Below are 16,040 nucleotides of genomic sequence, written 5' to 3' on the forward strand. Positions count from 1 at the left end.
CTTGTTTGTACTGGTGGCCGTGACTCAGGTATGACTACTCCAATCCGGCGTGTCGTTACTGCCGTGGTTGACGTAGGCTCCAACAATCACCCGTTGCCACTCGCCGACCGGTTGACCCGCTGCATTACAGGCGCAGCGAAAGCGGGCGAAGTGAATCTCTCGTGGCAGGTGTTCACGCATATCTCGTGGGCTGACAAAGAGCGTGGTCTTGTGCAGTACCGGGTTGGGTGCAACCAGCGGGCCGCCAATACGCCGTCCCTCCACATCGTGGGCATAGGCAAAGCTAGGCAGCATCAACTGCTGACTGATGAGCTTGGCGAGTCCCGGATGGGCACACATGGCCTCTGCCACGGCGGCCTGGCTAAAGCTGTCATTGAACTCAATCATGGATGTTTCTCCATTTCTGCAGGTGCACGGTAAGCCGCTGCCAACACTGCAAATTTTTCGACCAGGTAACTGATGCTGATGCCCAGTTCATCACTGGCCCCATCACGCAGACGGTGATGCAGGTGTGCCATGTCCTCGGCGATACGTTGGGCTAGCACGGCTGTGCTGTCCGGCTGTGAACTCGTCATGGTCAGGGTGGTGGAGAGATTCATCGCATCTCCCCCCAGGGGGCTTGCTCCCACAGTGACAGGCGGGTCAGCACGTCTTGCGCCATGGCCTGCTGCAACTGCTGTATTACCTTTACCAACCGAGGTGCCTGCTCTGGGCTCCCGGTCCATTCGCTCGATTGGTACAGGGCGCAGCAGGTGAATTTGTACAGAGCCACCAGCTCGGTATCGGTGAGTGGTGTCTGGTGGTAATGGTGGGCAGGTTTAAATGGACTTAGCTTGGTAGAGGCATGTTGGCGTGACTCCTTACGCTCCTGCTGACGCCCCAGCTGATAGCGACGCCAGACTGCACGGTGGTTGGCGAGCATCATCAACCGTACCAGCCTGTCTATTCGCCACGTCCAGGTACTGGTCGTATCTACTGGCGGGTTCCACCAGAGGGTGCGCAGCAACTCAAGGGTGTAATGAGGTGGCATGGGTGCGTTGCAAAAGCGGTGCAACTGCACGGCAAAGGCCAGGTAATCCTTGCGGTCGATCATAAAAGCAGACATGTGGATGAATCCTTGAAATGAACAAGGCCACCTTGGTGAGGTGGCCTTGGGGGTTGTGTCGGGATATCCGGATCATGGTGTTGGACCTGATGATCCTGGTTTGATGATCCAGGTTATCTGGTGGAAATGTGATCGGTATGCATGTTATTCGGCGATCGTCATGCATGTTATTGCTGTACCCGCGCTGCGTCTTGGTAAGCCGCATCGAACAGGATGGCGTAGAGCGCACAATCAATGCCGTTGACGGCGTCGTGGTGCGGGTAATAGGGCGGTGTGTCCCTGGAGCATTCGAAGTAGTCGCCAAAACAACTGAGGCACTGGCGGATCTCGATGGTGGATCCCCGCAGCAAGGTCTCTTCAAACTGCTTAGCATAACCCTCGTCGTCACGGGCCTTGGTGACGGCCTTTTCCAGCAACGTCAGCGCATCCTCGTTGCAGGCGGTTGTCAGGCCATGGCGTAGCTTGCCCAGGGTTTCCTCAAGGGCATAGGGATTGGGTAATCGCATGGTGCGTGTCCCTTCTTGGATTGGCTAACGGCGCAGATGATGCAGCAGCGCATCGATGGCCTCGACACAATCGCTCTGGGTGAGTTGGTAGCCGCTCGGCAGGTGAGCCACGATGGCGGGCTCGGCCTGCATCTCGACGTTGTCAGCAAGCCAGTAACGCAATTCGAGGATGATATCGAGGGCGGTGAGGTGGGTTTTGTCTGGAGTAAGGCTCATAGCTGACCTCTTTCGGCCAGGGATACCATGCCCTCAGCGCCAACTACCAGATGGTCGAGCAGTCGCACATCCACCAGCGCCAAGGCCTCTTTGAGGGCTTGGGTAAAGACCCGGTCAGATTGACTGGGTTCCGGGTCACCGCTGGGGTGATTGTGGACGGCGATGATGGCCCCGCAGTTGAGTAGCAAGGCCCGCTTGACCACTTCCCGTGGGTAGATGCTGGCACTGTCGAGAGTGCCGCGAAATAGCTCCTCAAAGGCCAGTACACGATGTTGGGAGTCGAGGAACAGTGCACCAAACACTTCGTGCTCCCGGTCCTGCAGCAAGGTTTGTAACCGTTCGGCGGCCTCAGTGGTACTGGTGATAGCTGTGCCTTTGGCCAGGCGTTTGCGGGCAATCTGGTTGGCGATGCGCAGCAGGTCTTGCTCGGTCACTGGTTCGGTGACGACATAGGTGCCGGGGCATTCCCCAGCTTTCAGTTTGTGGTAACGCATGTAGGGTTCTCCAAATAAACAAAACCCCGGCACGCATGAAGCATGTCGGGGTTAAAGGTAGAGCGGTTGTTGGTTCACTTTGAGGGTAGTTCAGTTGGTCTTGGTGGCGGCTTCTGCTCCTGCTCCGGCTGTAGGGGCACGCTTCACCGGCATCAGCAATCCGGGGACCTGCAGGGTGAGCGGGATAGCGAGCGCAACGCTCAGCCGTTCCGCCAGCTCATAGGCTTGGCCGATAGTGTCGTAGTCAGCTATCCAGGTAGCCAGCGCCAATCCACTGGCTTCTACCGCTCGCAAGTAAACGCCGTAGCCGTGCACGGGCAGGGCGCTGCCCCGAACCACTTGCGTCTCGCCATTACGATTGATGGCTTCAAGTTCAACGGCTACCGGTTGTTTTGGCATCTTGTGCCTCCTCTTGGGGTAAGGGGTCACTCTCCACACGATAGCCGTGATGAATGCAGGTACGCTGGAGGTCACTCAGAAAGCGCCCCAGTACACGGGGCTGCTCAGAGAGTGGAACGGGGCCAGCCTGACAGCGCCAGAAACACCGACGCGTGGGGTCCACACAGATTTCATCCACGGGCTGGCTCATGGTGCGCCAGTCCTCGGCATTGGTGAGGGAGAGCAGTTGCCACTGCACGCCAGACCAACGCAGATGCAACGTGACAGTGCGGGCATGAGGGCTATTGGGGGTCAGGTGCAGCAACCAGCGCTCGCCCTGGCGAGTTGGCAGCAGTTTGGCCTTGGCGGCGACCAGACCCAGCCACTGGCGTGAGGTGTGGGAGAGCGGCAGTTCGTTAGTCATCACACACCTCCTAATCCCCGCTGACAGTGACGTTGAAATACCCCAACTGGGCGTAGCTAATGAAATTGCTCTGCCACATCGCGAACAGTTCCCGCGCTTCCACGCAGGGCAGTGGTCCCCAGCCCTGCAGATAGTGCTCGTCGCAAGAGAGGTTGAAGTCGAGCTCCTTGCAGAGCTCGGTATCCTGGCCCAGGCCCTGATAGCTGAAGTCGGTGATGTAATCGAAGACCCAACCGTGCAATCCCCGAATAAGCCGCAGCTCAACCGGATGGACGCCACCCGTTTCGGGACTGTAGCCGGGGCTGCGAAAGTTGAGGGTTAGGGTCGAAAGGTTGGTGAGGTCGAGCTGTTGTTCCCGCGCGACGCGGCGCAGCAAGTCAGGTAGCTCAGGTGAAATCGGCAGGGCTATCCCTGCCAAGTGAAATGGCATGGTTATCATGGTGTGTCCTTTTGGTATCGAGTGTGAGGCGCATCAATCCCTGAACCAGCGCCAGGCGCGGTAGAGGCCGTAGGTGGCTGCCAAGGGCGCCGCCAGCGAGGTGGCCGAGCTCCCCAGCAACGCACTGACTACTGCGGTCGCAGCGGTTGTCGCTGACGGGTTCAGTACCGTGCTGGTGGCCATGCCAGACAGGGCCGCCTGGGTGGGCTGCTGGGCCACGGTGCGAAGTGCCTGATGTGCGATACACCCCGTGACAATGAGCTGGTTAATCTGCTTGCTGTAGTGAAAGCCCTCGATGCACCAGAGCACGAAGTGCTCACAGTTGTTAAAGAGCGTGCTGTAGTGCGCCTCTCCAAGGCGGGAGTATGCACGGTCGATACTCTCCTCCCGGTTGTAGGCTCGTGCGCTATGGTGCTGGATGCGATAGCCCCTCCCTTGGCTAAACTCGGCAAGCGTGGTGATAGCTATCTGACCGGACTGTGTTCCGGCACTGACCCCTTGGTAATGGATGACCAGATGGTCCCCCAGATAGAGACCGTGGTGCTGGTAACCGGTGCGGGGGGAAACGAGGTGGTCTCCCGGTTGTGGTAATGGCATGAACAGTTCCTTAAATAAAATGCGGCATAAAACAGAGGGCACCCGAAGGTGCCCTGATGGTGGTGAATGTGTGGCGGCTGGTGGTCAGGACTGCTTGCGCAGCGTCAAGCTGTTGGCATCCCATACCCAGCGCTGACGGGGGTTGCCGGGCAGGTCGAGGGTGAAACCGTTGGGGGCAGGGGTCAGCTTGCCTTCATCGCTACAGGAGCCAAAGGGTTGTGAAAGCATGGTCAGCACACCAGTCTGAGCGACAGCCAACTGATAGAGCACCGGGCATGCCACACCGCCACTGTGTAGCTCAAACAAGGCCGCCTGCCCATTGGCCAGCGGCAATCGGTGCGTGAGCTTGATGGCATCATATTCATCGGAGCGCAGCAGCAGTTCATCCCCATACCGGATCTCGATGTTGTAATCGTCATTTTTCACGATGGTAAATGACGCGGTACTTGATGCGGCTGACGAGGGTGCAAAGGAGGGTTCGAAGTAACGGCTACCATCCGAGTAGGTCAGCATCATGCCGTTCAGTGAAACCGGCTGGCTGACACTGGGGATGAGCCTTGGCTCATCTTCATCCAGCGGCATCAGCATGATGCGTTCCCCTTTCGAGGTCTCTATCCAAAACTGCATGCTGGCGAAATTGAGGGTGCCCTCAACGTTGGCCGGTACCCGTTTAGTGACCGTTGGCACAGTGAATTGAGGCGCAGCCCAGGTCGGTAAGGCAAGCAGCGATAACCATGTGCACCACAGTGCCAGCTTGATTCTTTCTGTCATGTCACTCTCCAGACGACTTATTCAATGGTGTAAGAGGCATTGCCCAGATTGGTGAAGAGGGTGACCTCCCTCAATCGGCACGGCTCGGTCATGACCAGCCGCCAGCTTTCGGTGTAATTGAGCTTGAGTGGGAAATAGGTTCCTCCCACCGAACCCATCAAGTCACTGCGCAGCATCACCCGGCATTTACTCTTGCCGCCATTGATCAGCACTTTTTGAATGGTGACTTGATCGTTGAGCGAGGTGACGACGATCTGAGGTCGCCCAATAGCGGTGTACTCCACGTCTAGATCGAATTCTGGGCCATCGGCAGACTCTGCATTGCAGGCACTCAGTGATAGGCCACAGGCCAGCAGTAAGGGATAAAGCAGTGTGCGATTCATGATCTCTCCTTAATAAAAATGGCAAAAGGATGCCTGACCGACAAGGCAAGCCTCTCGGATAAGCGGGGTAATACAGGTAACGTCAGCGAGCGTGCTGGCAGTTAGCCAAGCGCAACTGAAGAAAGTGGGCTGGAATTTACGTCGTGTAGAAAGCACTCCTTTCAAATATCAATCTATATATTCAAACAACATCAACCCAATTGGTTGAGCATCAACCATAATCGTCCTTAATGTCAACGAGTCCATGGTCAAGCATACGTGCTGACTGGAGGACTTATGACAGACGTCAACTTTGAAGAACTGGCCAAGAGAGTAGGTAAAGCGATTGGACGCCAACGCCAACAAGTGGGGCTGACCCAGGAGCAAGTCGCAGAGCACCTGGATATCGGGATGGAAGCTGTTTCCCGGATGGAGCGGGGAAAAGTGGTGCCGACCGTAGTGCGCCTGGCACAGTTGGCCCAGCTGTTTGGCTGTGAGCTTGCAGACCTCCTGCGTGAGACCAGCAACCGCCCTACAGAGCAAAGCATTGTACTCAGCCAGCAGTTGGCCAAGCTCAATGCTGCCGACAGAGAAATGGTGCTGGAGGTGGTTGATAAGCTGGTGGCACGACTGGCGCCTTAACAGCCCGCTGTGCACATCTGTGACTGATGCCAGGGTCAATGACTTGGGAGGCCGCAATGGCGCTCCCAAGCAGCTTCACAGCGATATGTGTTTACTCTCCCTTGATAATATCTATCTGAGTTACTTTTCAATCGGACCGGAAAAGCGACAACCCTGAGCGACCAAGACGAAACTAGGAAGCCTCACCCATTTATCTATTTCAATGGGAAATGTCTAGTGACCATGTTGTTTGGTCTCTTCAGCTATATGTGAGTTATTCCTGTTCGCGTGTCTGAGTGGGTGCTATTCGCATAAAAAGCATGCCATCTAGTCGCAAAGCGAACTACATTTTATTGGCGTTTAATTTAGCGGTTGCTCGGTGATTGAGGTGCAGTATTATTATTGATGCGAACACATTAAAGAGCCACCAGTTAAGGACTGCTCACATATCAACCAAGAAATTTACAGTTTGAGGGGCAACGAAAATGATATTTAACAACATCCTCGCTTCGAGTTTAAGCATTTATCAATACAAGTCTGAGCTCAAAGGTTTCAACCACATCTGAGCAGGCCTCCATTTTCAGATTAAATTCATTTCGCTGAGTATTTATAAAGGTGTAGAGCCTCATGGTACTGCATCATGTTAGAAGCTGATTCGTTAGGTAGAGGGCGATAGGAACAAGTTACTCTCACCGTATAGGTTAGTATATTGAGAAGCATAATATATTAAATGATTTTTGGTGATGCATTCAGCATTAAATAAATGCATCAAAAATAGTTGTGCGGATGGGATTCTTATTAGGGTTAAGGGGGGGGGCGCTGTGTAGATCAAACCTATATTATAGGCTGGTTTTAACAACAATAGCAAGAATGTCAGATTGCCACACAATCTATTCACATAGATTGATGTCGCAGAGCTTCATGTGAGAAGCATGCTTCCAATTCAAAGAGGCACTATTAGGGGAGATCCCAGATACTTTTGATATTTGTATCTGAAAGTATCTGGAGAGGACTTGGGATGAGCGTAATTCATTGGCTGCAGTAACTTAGTACGAACAGGAGCGTGTACTGACTCAGACTCGATGCCTCTGTGAGTGGTTTTACATCAACCAAAGCTATAAAGATTTACTTTTCAACAAGTTATATATAAATTGAAAGTCATTCACTAGCAAGCTACTTTTTTGACATTCTAGATGATAGTTCCTCGTATGCTAGAAATAATAACTGCACAACATCGCTTTTCTCACCAAGCTTTATAATGTTCTTAACGTTATCGCCAGGAACAGAAAATAGCATTATGAGAGTTAAGTAGTCTAGGAGGCATGCTCCGAGTGAGGAGTCGGTAATACAGTGGATTTGATTACTCATGAACTCATTTCTTGAAATAATCTTGGCTCTACTTAAGTCATATACAAAATTTACAAGGGCGTTAGGATCTTTCAGATCTACACCTGTGTTAACTTTATCTAAACCAGATAATATCTTACCGCATACAATATTTAAACGTTCAAGTAAATTATGACAAATCAGTTTTGAGTCATAGCTCAAATTATGTATATCTACAGTCAAAAGAGGCTGTTCAAATGCATTATAATAAATGCCACTAGCTGGTGTATTATGTCGTGCAATAGTAAAATTATAACAATAAATAGCTTTTGCAAGGTACAAGTTGTAATGTCTATATTGGTTTAGGCCAAAAATCACCGAATGTTTATTGTAAGAATCCTCTGAAAGCCATGAATCTAAAAAGCGAGATCTATATAAAATGATAGATATATTCCCTTCATGATTAAGCGTATCGTTCACTTGTGGTAATAATGAGATGTTTTTTATTTCGCTTGCTCTTTTATTATACAATAATCCAATGGTCAGTACAGCCAATGCATACTTATTGAATCCAAAAGTTGATAAACTGAATTCGTTTATGTTATCGATCACATCCAGGGCTTTTTCGGGTAATGCCCTTTGAAGGGAATCAAGTATTTCCAGTAGAGGAATATATTGGGAAAAATAATGTTGATATTGGTTAGTTGGGTCATCTGCGAGTTCAGCTATAGTAGAGAAGTAATCCCTATTAAACACAATATAATTGGCGTGAGTAGGATTTTCACTTGGGTTGTGTTCAAAATTTATATGCCCATTATCAATGTCTAGACTATAAAAATAAGGTGCAGGTGGTGGATATACCATGTGTGACAATAAATCCAAATTCTCTTTCAGTTTGGCAAAACCAAATTTCTCTTTGAAAGGAGGCATTAAAGGTGTGTCAAATAGTCGTAAAACACAATCAACAACATTATTTATTCGTTCTATGCGTCTTTCTTTAACTGGCAGTAACGGGGGCAGACCGAGTAATTTACAAAGTGCCTTGTCCTCTTCACTAAATTCATTGTAATTATCGTCAAGGACGAACATTAATGTCTTTTTCAAATTATTTAGCAATGGATTTGATCCAATCACAACTTGGTTGTAAGTCTTGTAAAAATGACCAAACATGCCCGTATTATTGTCTATATCTTGCAGGATTATAACAGCAGTGTAAGCTGCGGAAATTGAATTAAGATTATAACTATTAAGGTTACAATCAGAGAGTCTTTTTTGACAGAGACTTATTTTTTCATTTAATGTTTTACAGGTTTGATTTCCTTTTTTGTGTAATTCATTTAAATAGTCCAATAGCTCTTGAATGAATAGTTCAGGATTGTTATATTTTCTTGATTCGCAAACCTTCAATATATAATTATTTTTAATTAACTCTCGTATGTATTTTTGTGCTGTTAGTTTTCGGAACCTCTCTTGCCCCTCCTTTATTAATATTAAGTTTTCCTGTCTTAGTATTTCGTCGAGATGATAATAAATAGACTCTTCACTAGATTGTTCTTTAAATATATATATGTCTGTGCAGATTAATGGAATTATTGAGTTTTTAGTGTAGACATTTAACACATCCTCTAATGGCTCCCTGGTTATTATGTCTTTTCGAACCAATGCATTGCATATACCTTCTAATATATCAATATGATTGGAAAGGATATTTTGTGACAAACTGCTGCCAATATGTAGCCGCTGGCATATTTTATCTAGTGTTAACTGGTAGTTGTACTTGTCATCGTCTGATAGTGCATTTCTGTATGAATTTTCGCCATCTCTACTGGGCTTCTCGGATGAGCGGACTGGCTTGCTAAGCCCAAGGGTCTTTTCTACAAAGTAGAGAAATGCTGTGAAAAAGTGCGTCATCATGATTTACCTCTTGGGTTCGTAATTTGTCCCCCTAACACGTTACCTCCAGGTCCACCATAATGCGACCTCATCCAATCAGACGTTAGAAGGACATCACATAATGCAAGACGCAATGGACCGCATCATTAGGATGCCGGAGCTTACAAAGATGATTAGCCTCGCTAGATCAACAATTTATGACAAGCTAAACGCCAAGTCTGCTCGGCATGACCCCAGCTTTCCCAGGGCGATAAAACTTGGCAAGTCAGCGATCGGCTGGCGTCAGAGCGAGGTCAATCAATGGATCGCAACCAGGTCACAAAGTAGTCAAACAATGGAGGTCAAAAATGAATCAACACAGAGCCATTGAAACTGTCATTGAGCGGTTAGATCAGTGCCTTTGGGATCCACTGGATGTCGTCGCCTATAGAACAAAGGCCCCGAGATTTATGATCTTGACTCAAATGTTGTCTGTTATAGCTATCGCATCGCAGCAGTTGGTAGATATTAGCCCCAAAAGTGAGATGAAAATACCGGCATCACTTTACACTCTAATTCTAGCTGCTTCTGGCGAGAGAAAAAGCACGGTCGATAAGCTACTGATGAAACCAGTTCGTGAATTTGAAAAATGCTTAGCTGAGCAGGTAGATGCTGCACAGCAGAAATATCAGATCGAACTGGAATTGTGGAATATAAAGAAAAAAGTGTTAAGGAAGGAATTAGATGAGATGCATAAAAAAGGTGATGAGCAGCCCATTATAATAGAGGCATGGCACACTCATCATTCAAATATGCCTATAGCTCCGGTAGTTAAGAGGATTTTAGCTGAGGATATAACAGTCGCAAAACTGAAGTCGATGTTAGCTGAGAAGAATACGTCATTAGCTCTGGTGTCCGATGAAGCTGGGACACTACTGTCGAGTGACTTGATGAAAGATAATGCATTGTTTAACTCACTATGGTCAGGTCAAACTATACGTGTTGACAGAGCCAATGCCCCTGAAGTTCATATTGAAGGTGCTCGTTTGACTTTGAGCATGCAAATCCAGCCTGATATATATAGAACATTCAGAGATAGTAATGGTGATGCGATGAGAAGCTCTGGATTAGACGCTCGAATTCTACTGTGTGAGCCTGAGTCAGAGATTGGCTATCGTCAAGAAGATAGGGATGATAGCGCATCACTAGATGATAAAATTAAATTAGGTAGATTTAGCTCAAGGATTGATGCATTACTGCAAGAAGGGCTCGAGATGAGAGCACAAGGCAAGGAACGTCATTGCCTGAATTTAACAGAGAGTGCTAAGAAAATTTGGAATGACAAGTTTAATGACATTGAATACGCAATGAGGGGCGGGGAATATTTGGAACACTATAAAGATTTTGGTTCAAAGTTTATGGAGCAGGCGTCAAGAATTGCGGCGGCACTTCATGTATTTACAAACATAAACTACAGAAACACGCTTGTGACTCATGAAACTATGCAGACAGCCATTGCACTGGCTGAAATATATTTGCATCAAGCATTGATAATATTTAGATCGCCCGAGGCTAGGGAGTTCGTGGACGAGACACATGTTAATAAGCTACTGGAGTGGATTATTCATAACTGGAATAATGAGCTGTTTTTGAAAGGTGACATTAGACGAAGTGGCCCACATTGTGTTCGTAATTCGAATAAGCTAGAAGATGCAATAGAAGTTCTTATTGCTCGAGGAGATATCATTTGCTTTAAAAAGAAACAGTCAATCTATATTTCTTTATCTTGGAAGAAATACCCTAGGCTTGTTAGGCGCTCTTCAGTACGTACTCACGATAGGATTTATGTTAACGAACTTGTAGAGTATCGTGGAAGACGCCATTTAGGGATACCATCAGTTGAACTTTTTGAAAGACCGTTGATGGACATGAGGAGTCAATTGCGATGATAAGAGTATGCCCCATACTCATGCAGTAAGATGCAGCATTAACGATTTCGATACCTCGCCTTAAGTAACTTAAGAGTGTTGTTATATATGGATGTATCATTATTGCATCTGAATTAGGAACCCTATGTTTATATTTTAGTATATATGTCCATTTGATTGAGGAGTGTATGGGTTTATTTAAATAAGCCATGATGCGGTATATGTATTATATATAGCAATACATATAGTAATACATACTCCATTATATACATCCATAGCCATGCACACTACTAACGTTCAGCAGCATACGCTATGCAATCTAACGATGGGGTAGCGTGAAGACTACATGCCTCTAAGCATGTACCACTATGGATAGCATCCAGAGCATGGTGTATTTACTTAAGCAAAAAGCACATCTATTTATTTAATTCAATAACTATACCTCCGTGTCTATTCACCAAGGTAGGGACTCCTATGTTGAATCACTTAAAAAATTCAGTATTGAAGATGAAAGCACTTACTAGATTATACACAGATAGTTACGGCCCTATGAATAGTAATTATTTAAGGCGTAGCTTAGATGTTGTGTCAGGTACCTTGGCTAGGTATCCTCGTGTTTATGCTCTGCGTGTGGATCTGCGTTTTGCTAGTGAGTCGCCTGAAGATGATACGGATACGCTGACTTGTTTACAGCGTTCAGATTCATCAGTGATCACTCGCTTTATGGAGTCACTAAAAAGCCAATTACGTGCAGACCATTATCGTCAGAAACGGCGTGGGTCTCCGTCATTACCAACCGTTATCTGGTGTCGGGAGCAGGAGTCATCGGCATCCCCCCATTACCACCTGATGCTGCTATTTAACAAAGACGTGTATGCCTTCCTGGGAGATTATCGGGATTATGATGCCAACAACATGGGGACTCGGATCCAGAAGGCGTGGTGCAGTGCGCTGGACCTCCCATACCCTGATAATGCAACGCTGGTTAACTTCCCTGTAAATCCACAATACAGGTTTGACCGTAACTCAGCGCGAAAATTAGATGACAATTTCAGCGCATTTCTATTTCGTATGGCTTACCTGAGTAAACAAAGAACGAAGGTTGTTGATGGACAACGCAACTTCGGTTGCAGTCAAGTACGATAATATGCTTGAGCACATCAGTGCTCATTAGTATGCTATAGAACAATCCCTGCATATTTAATTAAAGGATATCTATGAGTGAATTTCTGAAAGTGCTGCTGAACATCCGCAGTCTACGTGCAGCAATGCGTGAGTTGTCTCTGGAACAACTCCAAGAAGCCCACGAGAAGATTGAATCGATTTATCTGGAGCGTCTGGAGCACGCAGAGAAAGAGCAAGCCGCCAATGCAGAACGTCAGCAAAAGCTGGCTGAGTTCCAAGCGATGTTGGCTCAGGCTGGTATTGACCCGACTGAGTTGGTAGGCAGTGCCCCAGCAGCAGCGACTGCGGCTAAAGCGAAACGAGCACCTCGGCCCCCGAAATACCGTTATGTTGAAAATGGCGTAGAGAAAACCTGGACCGGTCAGGGCCGTACACCCAAGTTCTTGGCTGAGCAACTCGAGCAAGGTCGTCAGCTGGATGACTTCCTCATCTAAATAGACAAGGCCATGCCCTCACGGTGTGGCCTTTCTTTTTACGTGCTTCGTGGCTAATTAGTGCCAGCTCTCGTTGTGACGAACCAGGAATATTCGGTAATGATCTGTCGCATGACAGAGGCCAGCTCTAATGACATTATTCAAAACATCCTTTAGCATGCGCATGATGCTGGCTTAGCTCAGTAGGTCACCAGTTCAATTCCTCTCGTCAGCACTACGATAACCACCGAGTTCCTCATAGCCGATCCTGATGCCAGCCATAAAAGACTTAGACGCAGAGCGTACCGATTTGGATGCGCGATTACGCGAAGCCATTGATAGTTGGGATCCACGTTGCCCCAGGCGCTGGCTAGCTAAATATGGCGGTTGGCGAGTTGAAAAACGATCACTCCTCACACAGCGATATTGTGCGATACGCGACGAAGCCCAAGCCTTGCTGACAAGTAGTTAGCCAGGAAGTTTATTGTGATTACCTGAACAAATTGCTCCATGGGTAGTCCAATGTGCCTACCCATCACCCAGCGTAATGACGGAATTACATGTCTATCAATCCGAATCCACCTTTGCCGCGTTACTTGCAAGTAAGCACATTGGCTGCACGAACAGCCGCGAGCAATCAGCGCCCGTGAAGCCGCAGACGTGTTTGGCGTCTCGCCTTGGTCCATAGAGCGAGATTTTGCCAGGGTTCGAGCGTTGTCCGGGATCGTTGTGTTCGATGAGCAACGAGTACCCAGCAAGGGTGGGCAGCAGTATCTACTGCGGGTGCTGCAGGTAGACCGGAAACAGCAGATCTATTGGTTAGGGAAGGCTGCTGACGGTGGCGTACCCAAGGCGTTGTTCGAGCTGGTGGATTTACAGCATAAATAAGGTGAACTGGCGCAGGCCAGAGCCAGTTATGCCAAGGCCGCCCAACAAGGACACATTCTCGCCCAGTACACCTACGGTGAAATGCTGCGTCTGGGACAAGGGGGAAAAGAGGATTACGCGCTTGCTCTCAAGCAGTATCGCCTAGCGGCCCAGCAGGGCGACCGCCAAGCCCAATACCGAATGGGGACATTGCGTGAGGAAGGCTTGGGGGCTCCTCGTAACCGGGTGCATGCTTATGCTTGGCTGTCACTGGCGGCGACAGAAGGAATGCCTGAGGCTGTACGGGCCCGTGATGAACTCGAGGCCGCGATGACCAAGCCGGAAGTCAAACAAGCGCAGAAACTCTCTGAGCACTGGTTTGGCAAGATGTCATCAACGGCTAAGAAAAGCTAAAAAAAAGAACATAGAAGGAAGCGGCCTTGGTGGGCCGCTTCCTTCTTATTCAGTTGGTGAATTACCGGATACAAACTCAGCCCACGCATCCATCATTGGACGCCGCTGATCCAGCAAGTCCGTGCGGTGGTAGGCGGCTTCTACCTTGTTCTGCACTGTGTGAGCTAATGCTCGTTCAGCGAGATCCCGCGCATAGCCCTGCTCGCTGCACCAGTCTCGAAAGCTAGAACGAAAGCCATGAGCAGTGGCCATTCGGCCAGGTGTGCAACTCCCTGCTTTGGCTCTTCTCAGAAACATCGTCAACACTGTGTCTGAGAGCGGTACTTGGTCTCTGGGGGATGGGAATACCAACTCGTCATGTAATCCCCTTAACCCTTTCAGGATTTCGACGGCACGAAGAGATAACGGAACACGATGTTGTTGTTTGGCTTTCATACGCTCGGCAGGCAAAGTCCAGACCCTTGCCTCCAAATCGACTTCTGACCACTTCATGGCTCTGACTTCACCTGAACGGCAAGCAGCCAGGATCAAGAACTCCAGCATGGAGCGGGTTACATCGTACTGTTGCGTTGTTCTCAGATGTTTTTGCACAAATGCAGGGATATCACGCCAAGGCATTGCAGGCTGGTGTTCTACACGCACAGATTTGCTGGGTTGAGCCGGTAATAGGTGGCTTACCACATCCACTGGGTTTGCAGAGGTATAGCCATGGGCCCATGCCCAAGCCATGACTGCGTGTAGCCTCTGTTTAACACGGCTTGCCGTTTCCGGGATCGTCAGCCATATCGGTTGCAAAACGGAAGCGATATGAGCTGGGGTGATGGTATCAATGGAGATAGTGCCAATTGCAGGAAAGGCATACTGTTCCAATGTGGTGATCCATTGCTTGCCGTGTTTTGGGTTCTTCCAACCAGGTAACAAGCTTTCGTAGACGAGTCTGGCGGATGCTTCCAACGTCGGGATCTTCGGCTTGTTCTGCTCCTGCAGCCGGATCTCTAGTGGGTCCAGATTATTCGCCAGCTGTTCCCGCATTGCCTGGGCGTCTCGAGCAGCGTCAGCGATAGAGATCTCGGGGTAAGTCCCGAGGCCAGCGTTACGTCGTTTCTTCGTCAGTGGGCTGACATAGCGGAACACCCACTTTCCTCTGCCCTTGATGGTAGAGGGGTGTAGCGTCAACCCGGTGACGCCACCATGAGCAAGGGGCTTATCTTCAGGCTTGATGTTGCGGGCTTTGGTATCGGTGAGGATTGCCATCAGGTAACCTCCTTGAGAATTGAATATGCCACTCAGTATGCCACCAAGCATGCGCAGTGGTAATATGTGATTGGGATGGATTGGACTGTGTTTGTTTCTAATATACTGATAGTAAATGGCTTGCTGGATTGGTGTGGAGTTGATTGGACTTAATTACGGCGGGCACCTCCTCCGCCATTCATACCGAGCCCATGCAACCATGTTGCGTGGGCTTTTTGTTGGCCTGCGATTTGCCATTTCTCATAGATCTCAACAAATTAGCCTTCTTCAACCCCCTCCTAATCTTCCCGCCTGCGGGCTCAATAGCTGCCACAAGATCACCCACCAACTTCGAACCTCTGCGCTCCTGCGCACATCCCTGCCTATGTTCTTATTACCCCAAACCACAACGACAACACGCAGCAACTACAGCGCCTGCGTGTTGGCACAGCCAACACACTCTCTGGCATAACGTCAGCGGGCGGCTAACAAAGTCATGGATAAGCAGAGGCCATGACTGAGGCTTAAAAAGAAAGCTTTCGGCTAACACAGGACGCAGATGCCCAGGAAAGATCGCAAGCAAGAGATCATGGCGTACAAGCGAGCATAGGATTCGTGGGTCATGACTACGCCAGAGCCGCCATACAGAGCGACAGCGGTTCAGTGAAGGAAGAGTACCAAGCGGAATATCAGGCTATTTGTGGAACCAGAAAGCCGCGGCGAGTAACAATAAGAACAGAGGAAAGGAGAGAGGGCCGGTCAACAATCAGGCTATTTGCTGATTTTCTACCAATAAAAAACCCCGCTAAAATGAGCGGGGTTTCTTGTATTGGGTGCCTGGCAGTGTCCTACTCTCGCATGGCGAATGCCACACTACCATCGGCGCTAC

At 48.9% G+C, this 16,040-nt stretch carries 19 protein-coding genes and 1 pseudogene; 6 read left to right on the plus strand and 14 right to left on the minus strand.

Annotated elements, in window-relative coordinates; all coding sequences use genetic code 11:
* Nucleotides 1-24: 24 nt before the first annotated feature.
* The 12 genes from OKC27_RS15905 to OKC27_RS15960 all read right to left on the minus strand — a co-directional run bounded on the left by OKC27_RS15905 (nucleotide 25) and on the right by OKC27_RS15960 (nucleotide 5,313).
* Nucleotides 25-387, minus strand: a complete 363-nt coding sequence (locus tag OKC27_RS15905; RefSeq protein WP_021137996.1) for a hypothetical protein — start codon at nucleotides 385-387, stop codon at nucleotides 25-27.
* Nucleotides 384-599, minus strand: coding sequence for a hypothetical protein (locus tag OKC27_RS15910; protein ID WP_021137995.1), 216 nt, complete (start codon nucleotides 597-599; stop codon nucleotides 384-386). The genes OKC27_RS15905 and OKC27_RS15910 overlap by 4 nt, the downstream gene beginning before the upstream one ends.
* On the minus strand, nucleotides 596-1,105 hold the full coding sequence (locus OKC27_RS15915; protein WP_021137994.1) for a hypothetical protein: 510 nt from the start codon (nucleotides 1,103-1,105) through the stop codon (nucleotides 596-598). Before OKC27_RS15915 ends, OKC27_RS15910 begins: the two co-directional genes overlap by 4 nt.
* A 167-nt stretch (nucleotides 1,106-1,272) precedes the next feature.
* Complete coding sequence (locus OKC27_RS15920) at nucleotides 1,273-1,611, minus strand: hypothetical protein (protein WP_234915472.1); 339 nt, start codon at nucleotides 1,609-1,611, stop codon at nucleotides 1,273-1,275.
* A 24-nt stretch (nucleotides 1,612-1,635) separates the two neighbouring features.
* Nucleotides 1,636-1,827, minus strand: a complete 192-nt coding sequence (locus OKC27_RS15925) for a hypothetical protein (RefSeq protein ID WP_199416589.1) — start codon at nucleotides 1,825-1,827, stop codon at nucleotides 1,636-1,638.
* Nucleotides 1,824-2,321 carry a RadC family protein gene (gene radC / locus OKC27_RS15930; protein ID WP_021137991.1) on the minus strand — a complete coding sequence of 166 codons (498 nt, stop codon included), beginning with the start codon at nucleotides 2,319-2,321 and terminating at the stop codon, nucleotides 1,824-1,826. Before radC ends, OKC27_RS15925 begins: the two co-directional genes overlap by 4 nt.
* Nucleotides 2,322-2,411: 90 nt before the next feature.
* Nucleotides 2,412-2,720: a hypothetical protein gene (locus tag OKC27_RS15935; RefSeq protein ID WP_021137990.1), complete on the minus strand. Its 309-nt coding sequence runs from the start codon at nucleotides 2,718-2,720 to the stop codon at nucleotides 2,412-2,414.
* Nucleotides 2,695-3,123, minus strand: coding sequence for a hypothetical protein (locus OKC27_RS15940; protein WP_270806450.1), 429 nt, complete (start codon nucleotides 3,121-3,123; stop codon nucleotides 2,695-2,697). The genes OKC27_RS15935 and OKC27_RS15940 overlap by 26 nt, the downstream gene beginning before the upstream one ends.
* Before the next feature lie 10 nt (nucleotides 3,124-3,133).
* The gene (locus OKC27_RS15945; protein WP_201972958.1) at nucleotides 3,134-3,562 is read right to left on the minus strand and encodes a DUF2787 family protein; all 429 of its coding nucleotides are present in this window, start codon (nucleotides 3,560-3,562) and stop codon (nucleotides 3,134-3,136) included.
* A gap of 33 nt (nucleotides 3,563-3,595) precedes the next feature.
* The gene (locus OKC27_RS15950) at nucleotides 3,596-4,159 is read right to left on the minus strand and encodes a lecithin retinol acyltransferase family protein (RefSeq protein ID WP_201972957.1); all 564 of its coding nucleotides are present in this window, start codon (nucleotides 4,157-4,159) and stop codon (nucleotides 3,596-3,598) included.
* A gap of 84 nt (nucleotides 4,160-4,243) precedes the next feature.
* A complete protein-coding gene (locus tag OKC27_RS15955) occupies nucleotides 4,244-4,930 on the minus strand; it encodes a hypothetical protein (protein WP_234923612.1) in 687 nt (228 codons plus the stop codon).
* Between the two features lie 17 nt (nucleotides 4,931-4,947).
* Nucleotides 4,948-5,313 (minus strand): hypothetical protein, encoded by a 366-nt coding sequence (locus OKC27_RS15960; RefSeq protein WP_125596590.1) that lies wholly within the window; start codon nucleotides 5,311-5,313, stop codon nucleotides 4,948-4,950.
* 276 nt (nucleotides 5,314-5,589) lie between these two features.
* Here OKC27_RS15960 and OKC27_RS15965 point away from each other — a divergent pair, with 276 nt between their 5' ends.
* Entirely contained in the window at nucleotides 5,590-5,934 is a 345-nt protein-coding gene (locus tag OKC27_RS15965) for a helix-turn-helix domain-containing protein (protein ID WP_201972956.1), read from the plus strand.
* Nucleotides 5,935-7,086: 1,152 nt separating this feature from the next.
* On the opposite strand, the gene OKC27_RS15970 is transcribed toward OKC27_RS15965, so the two are convergent.
* The gene (locus tag OKC27_RS15970) at nucleotides 7,087-9,153 is read right to left on the minus strand and encodes a hypothetical protein (RefSeq protein WP_201972955.1); all 2,067 of its coding nucleotides are present in this window, start codon (nucleotides 9,151-9,153) and stop codon (nucleotides 7,087-7,089) included.
* Between the two features lie 112 nt (nucleotides 9,154-9,265).
* On the opposite strand from OKC27_RS15970, the gene OKC27_RS15975 reads away from it, so the two are divergent.
* The 5 genes and pseudogenes from OKC27_RS15975 to OKC27_RS15995 all read left to right on the plus strand — a co-directional run.
* Complete coding sequence (locus tag OKC27_RS15975) at nucleotides 9,266-9,502, plus strand: helix-turn-helix transcriptional regulator (protein WP_265177311.1); 237 nt, start codon at nucleotides 9,266-9,268, stop codon at nucleotides 9,500-9,502.
* Nucleotides 9,480-11,060 carry a YfjI family protein gene (locus OKC27_RS15980; protein ID WP_270806452.1) on the plus strand — a complete coding sequence of 527 codons (1,581 nt, stop codon included), beginning with the start codon at nucleotides 9,480-9,482 and terminating at the stop codon, nucleotides 11,058-11,060. The genes OKC27_RS15975 and OKC27_RS15980 overlap by 23 nt, the downstream gene beginning before the upstream one ends.
* A gap of 453 nt (nucleotides 11,061-11,513) precedes the next feature.
* Nucleotides 11,514-12,185 carry an inovirus Gp2 family protein gene (locus OKC27_RS15985; RefSeq protein WP_270806453.1) on the plus strand — a complete coding sequence of 224 codons (672 nt, stop codon included), beginning with the start codon at nucleotides 11,514-11,516 and terminating at the stop codon, nucleotides 12,183-12,185.
* Nucleotides 12,186-12,256: 71 nt separating this feature from the next.
* Nucleotides 12,257-12,658, plus strand: coding sequence for an H-NS family histone-like protein (locus OKC27_RS15990; protein ID WP_180911148.1), 402 nt, complete (start codon nucleotides 12,257-12,259; stop codon nucleotides 12,656-12,658).
* Nucleotides 12,659-13,414: 756 nt separating this feature from the next.
* Nucleotides 13,415-13,918: pseudogene (locus OKC27_RS15995) on the plus strand (tetratricopeptide repeat protein); the annotation flags it as partial.
* 45 nt (nucleotides 13,919-13,963) lie between these two features.
* Here the strand turns inward: OKC27_RS15995 and OKC27_RS16000 are convergent.
* Nucleotides 13,964-15,172: a tyrosine-type recombinase/integrase gene (locus OKC27_RS16000; protein WP_103859016.1), complete on the minus strand. Its 1,209-nt coding sequence runs from the start codon at nucleotides 15,170-15,172 to the stop codon at nucleotides 13,964-13,966.
* Between the last annotated feature and the right edge of the window lie 868 nt (nucleotides 15,173-16,040).

It is taken from the genome of Aeromonas sp. QDB62 (genome assembly GCF_027705695.1).
Classification (GTDB): Bacteria; Pseudomonadota; Gammaproteobacteria; order Enterobacterales; family Aeromonadaceae; genus Aeromonas; species Aeromonas allosaccharophila.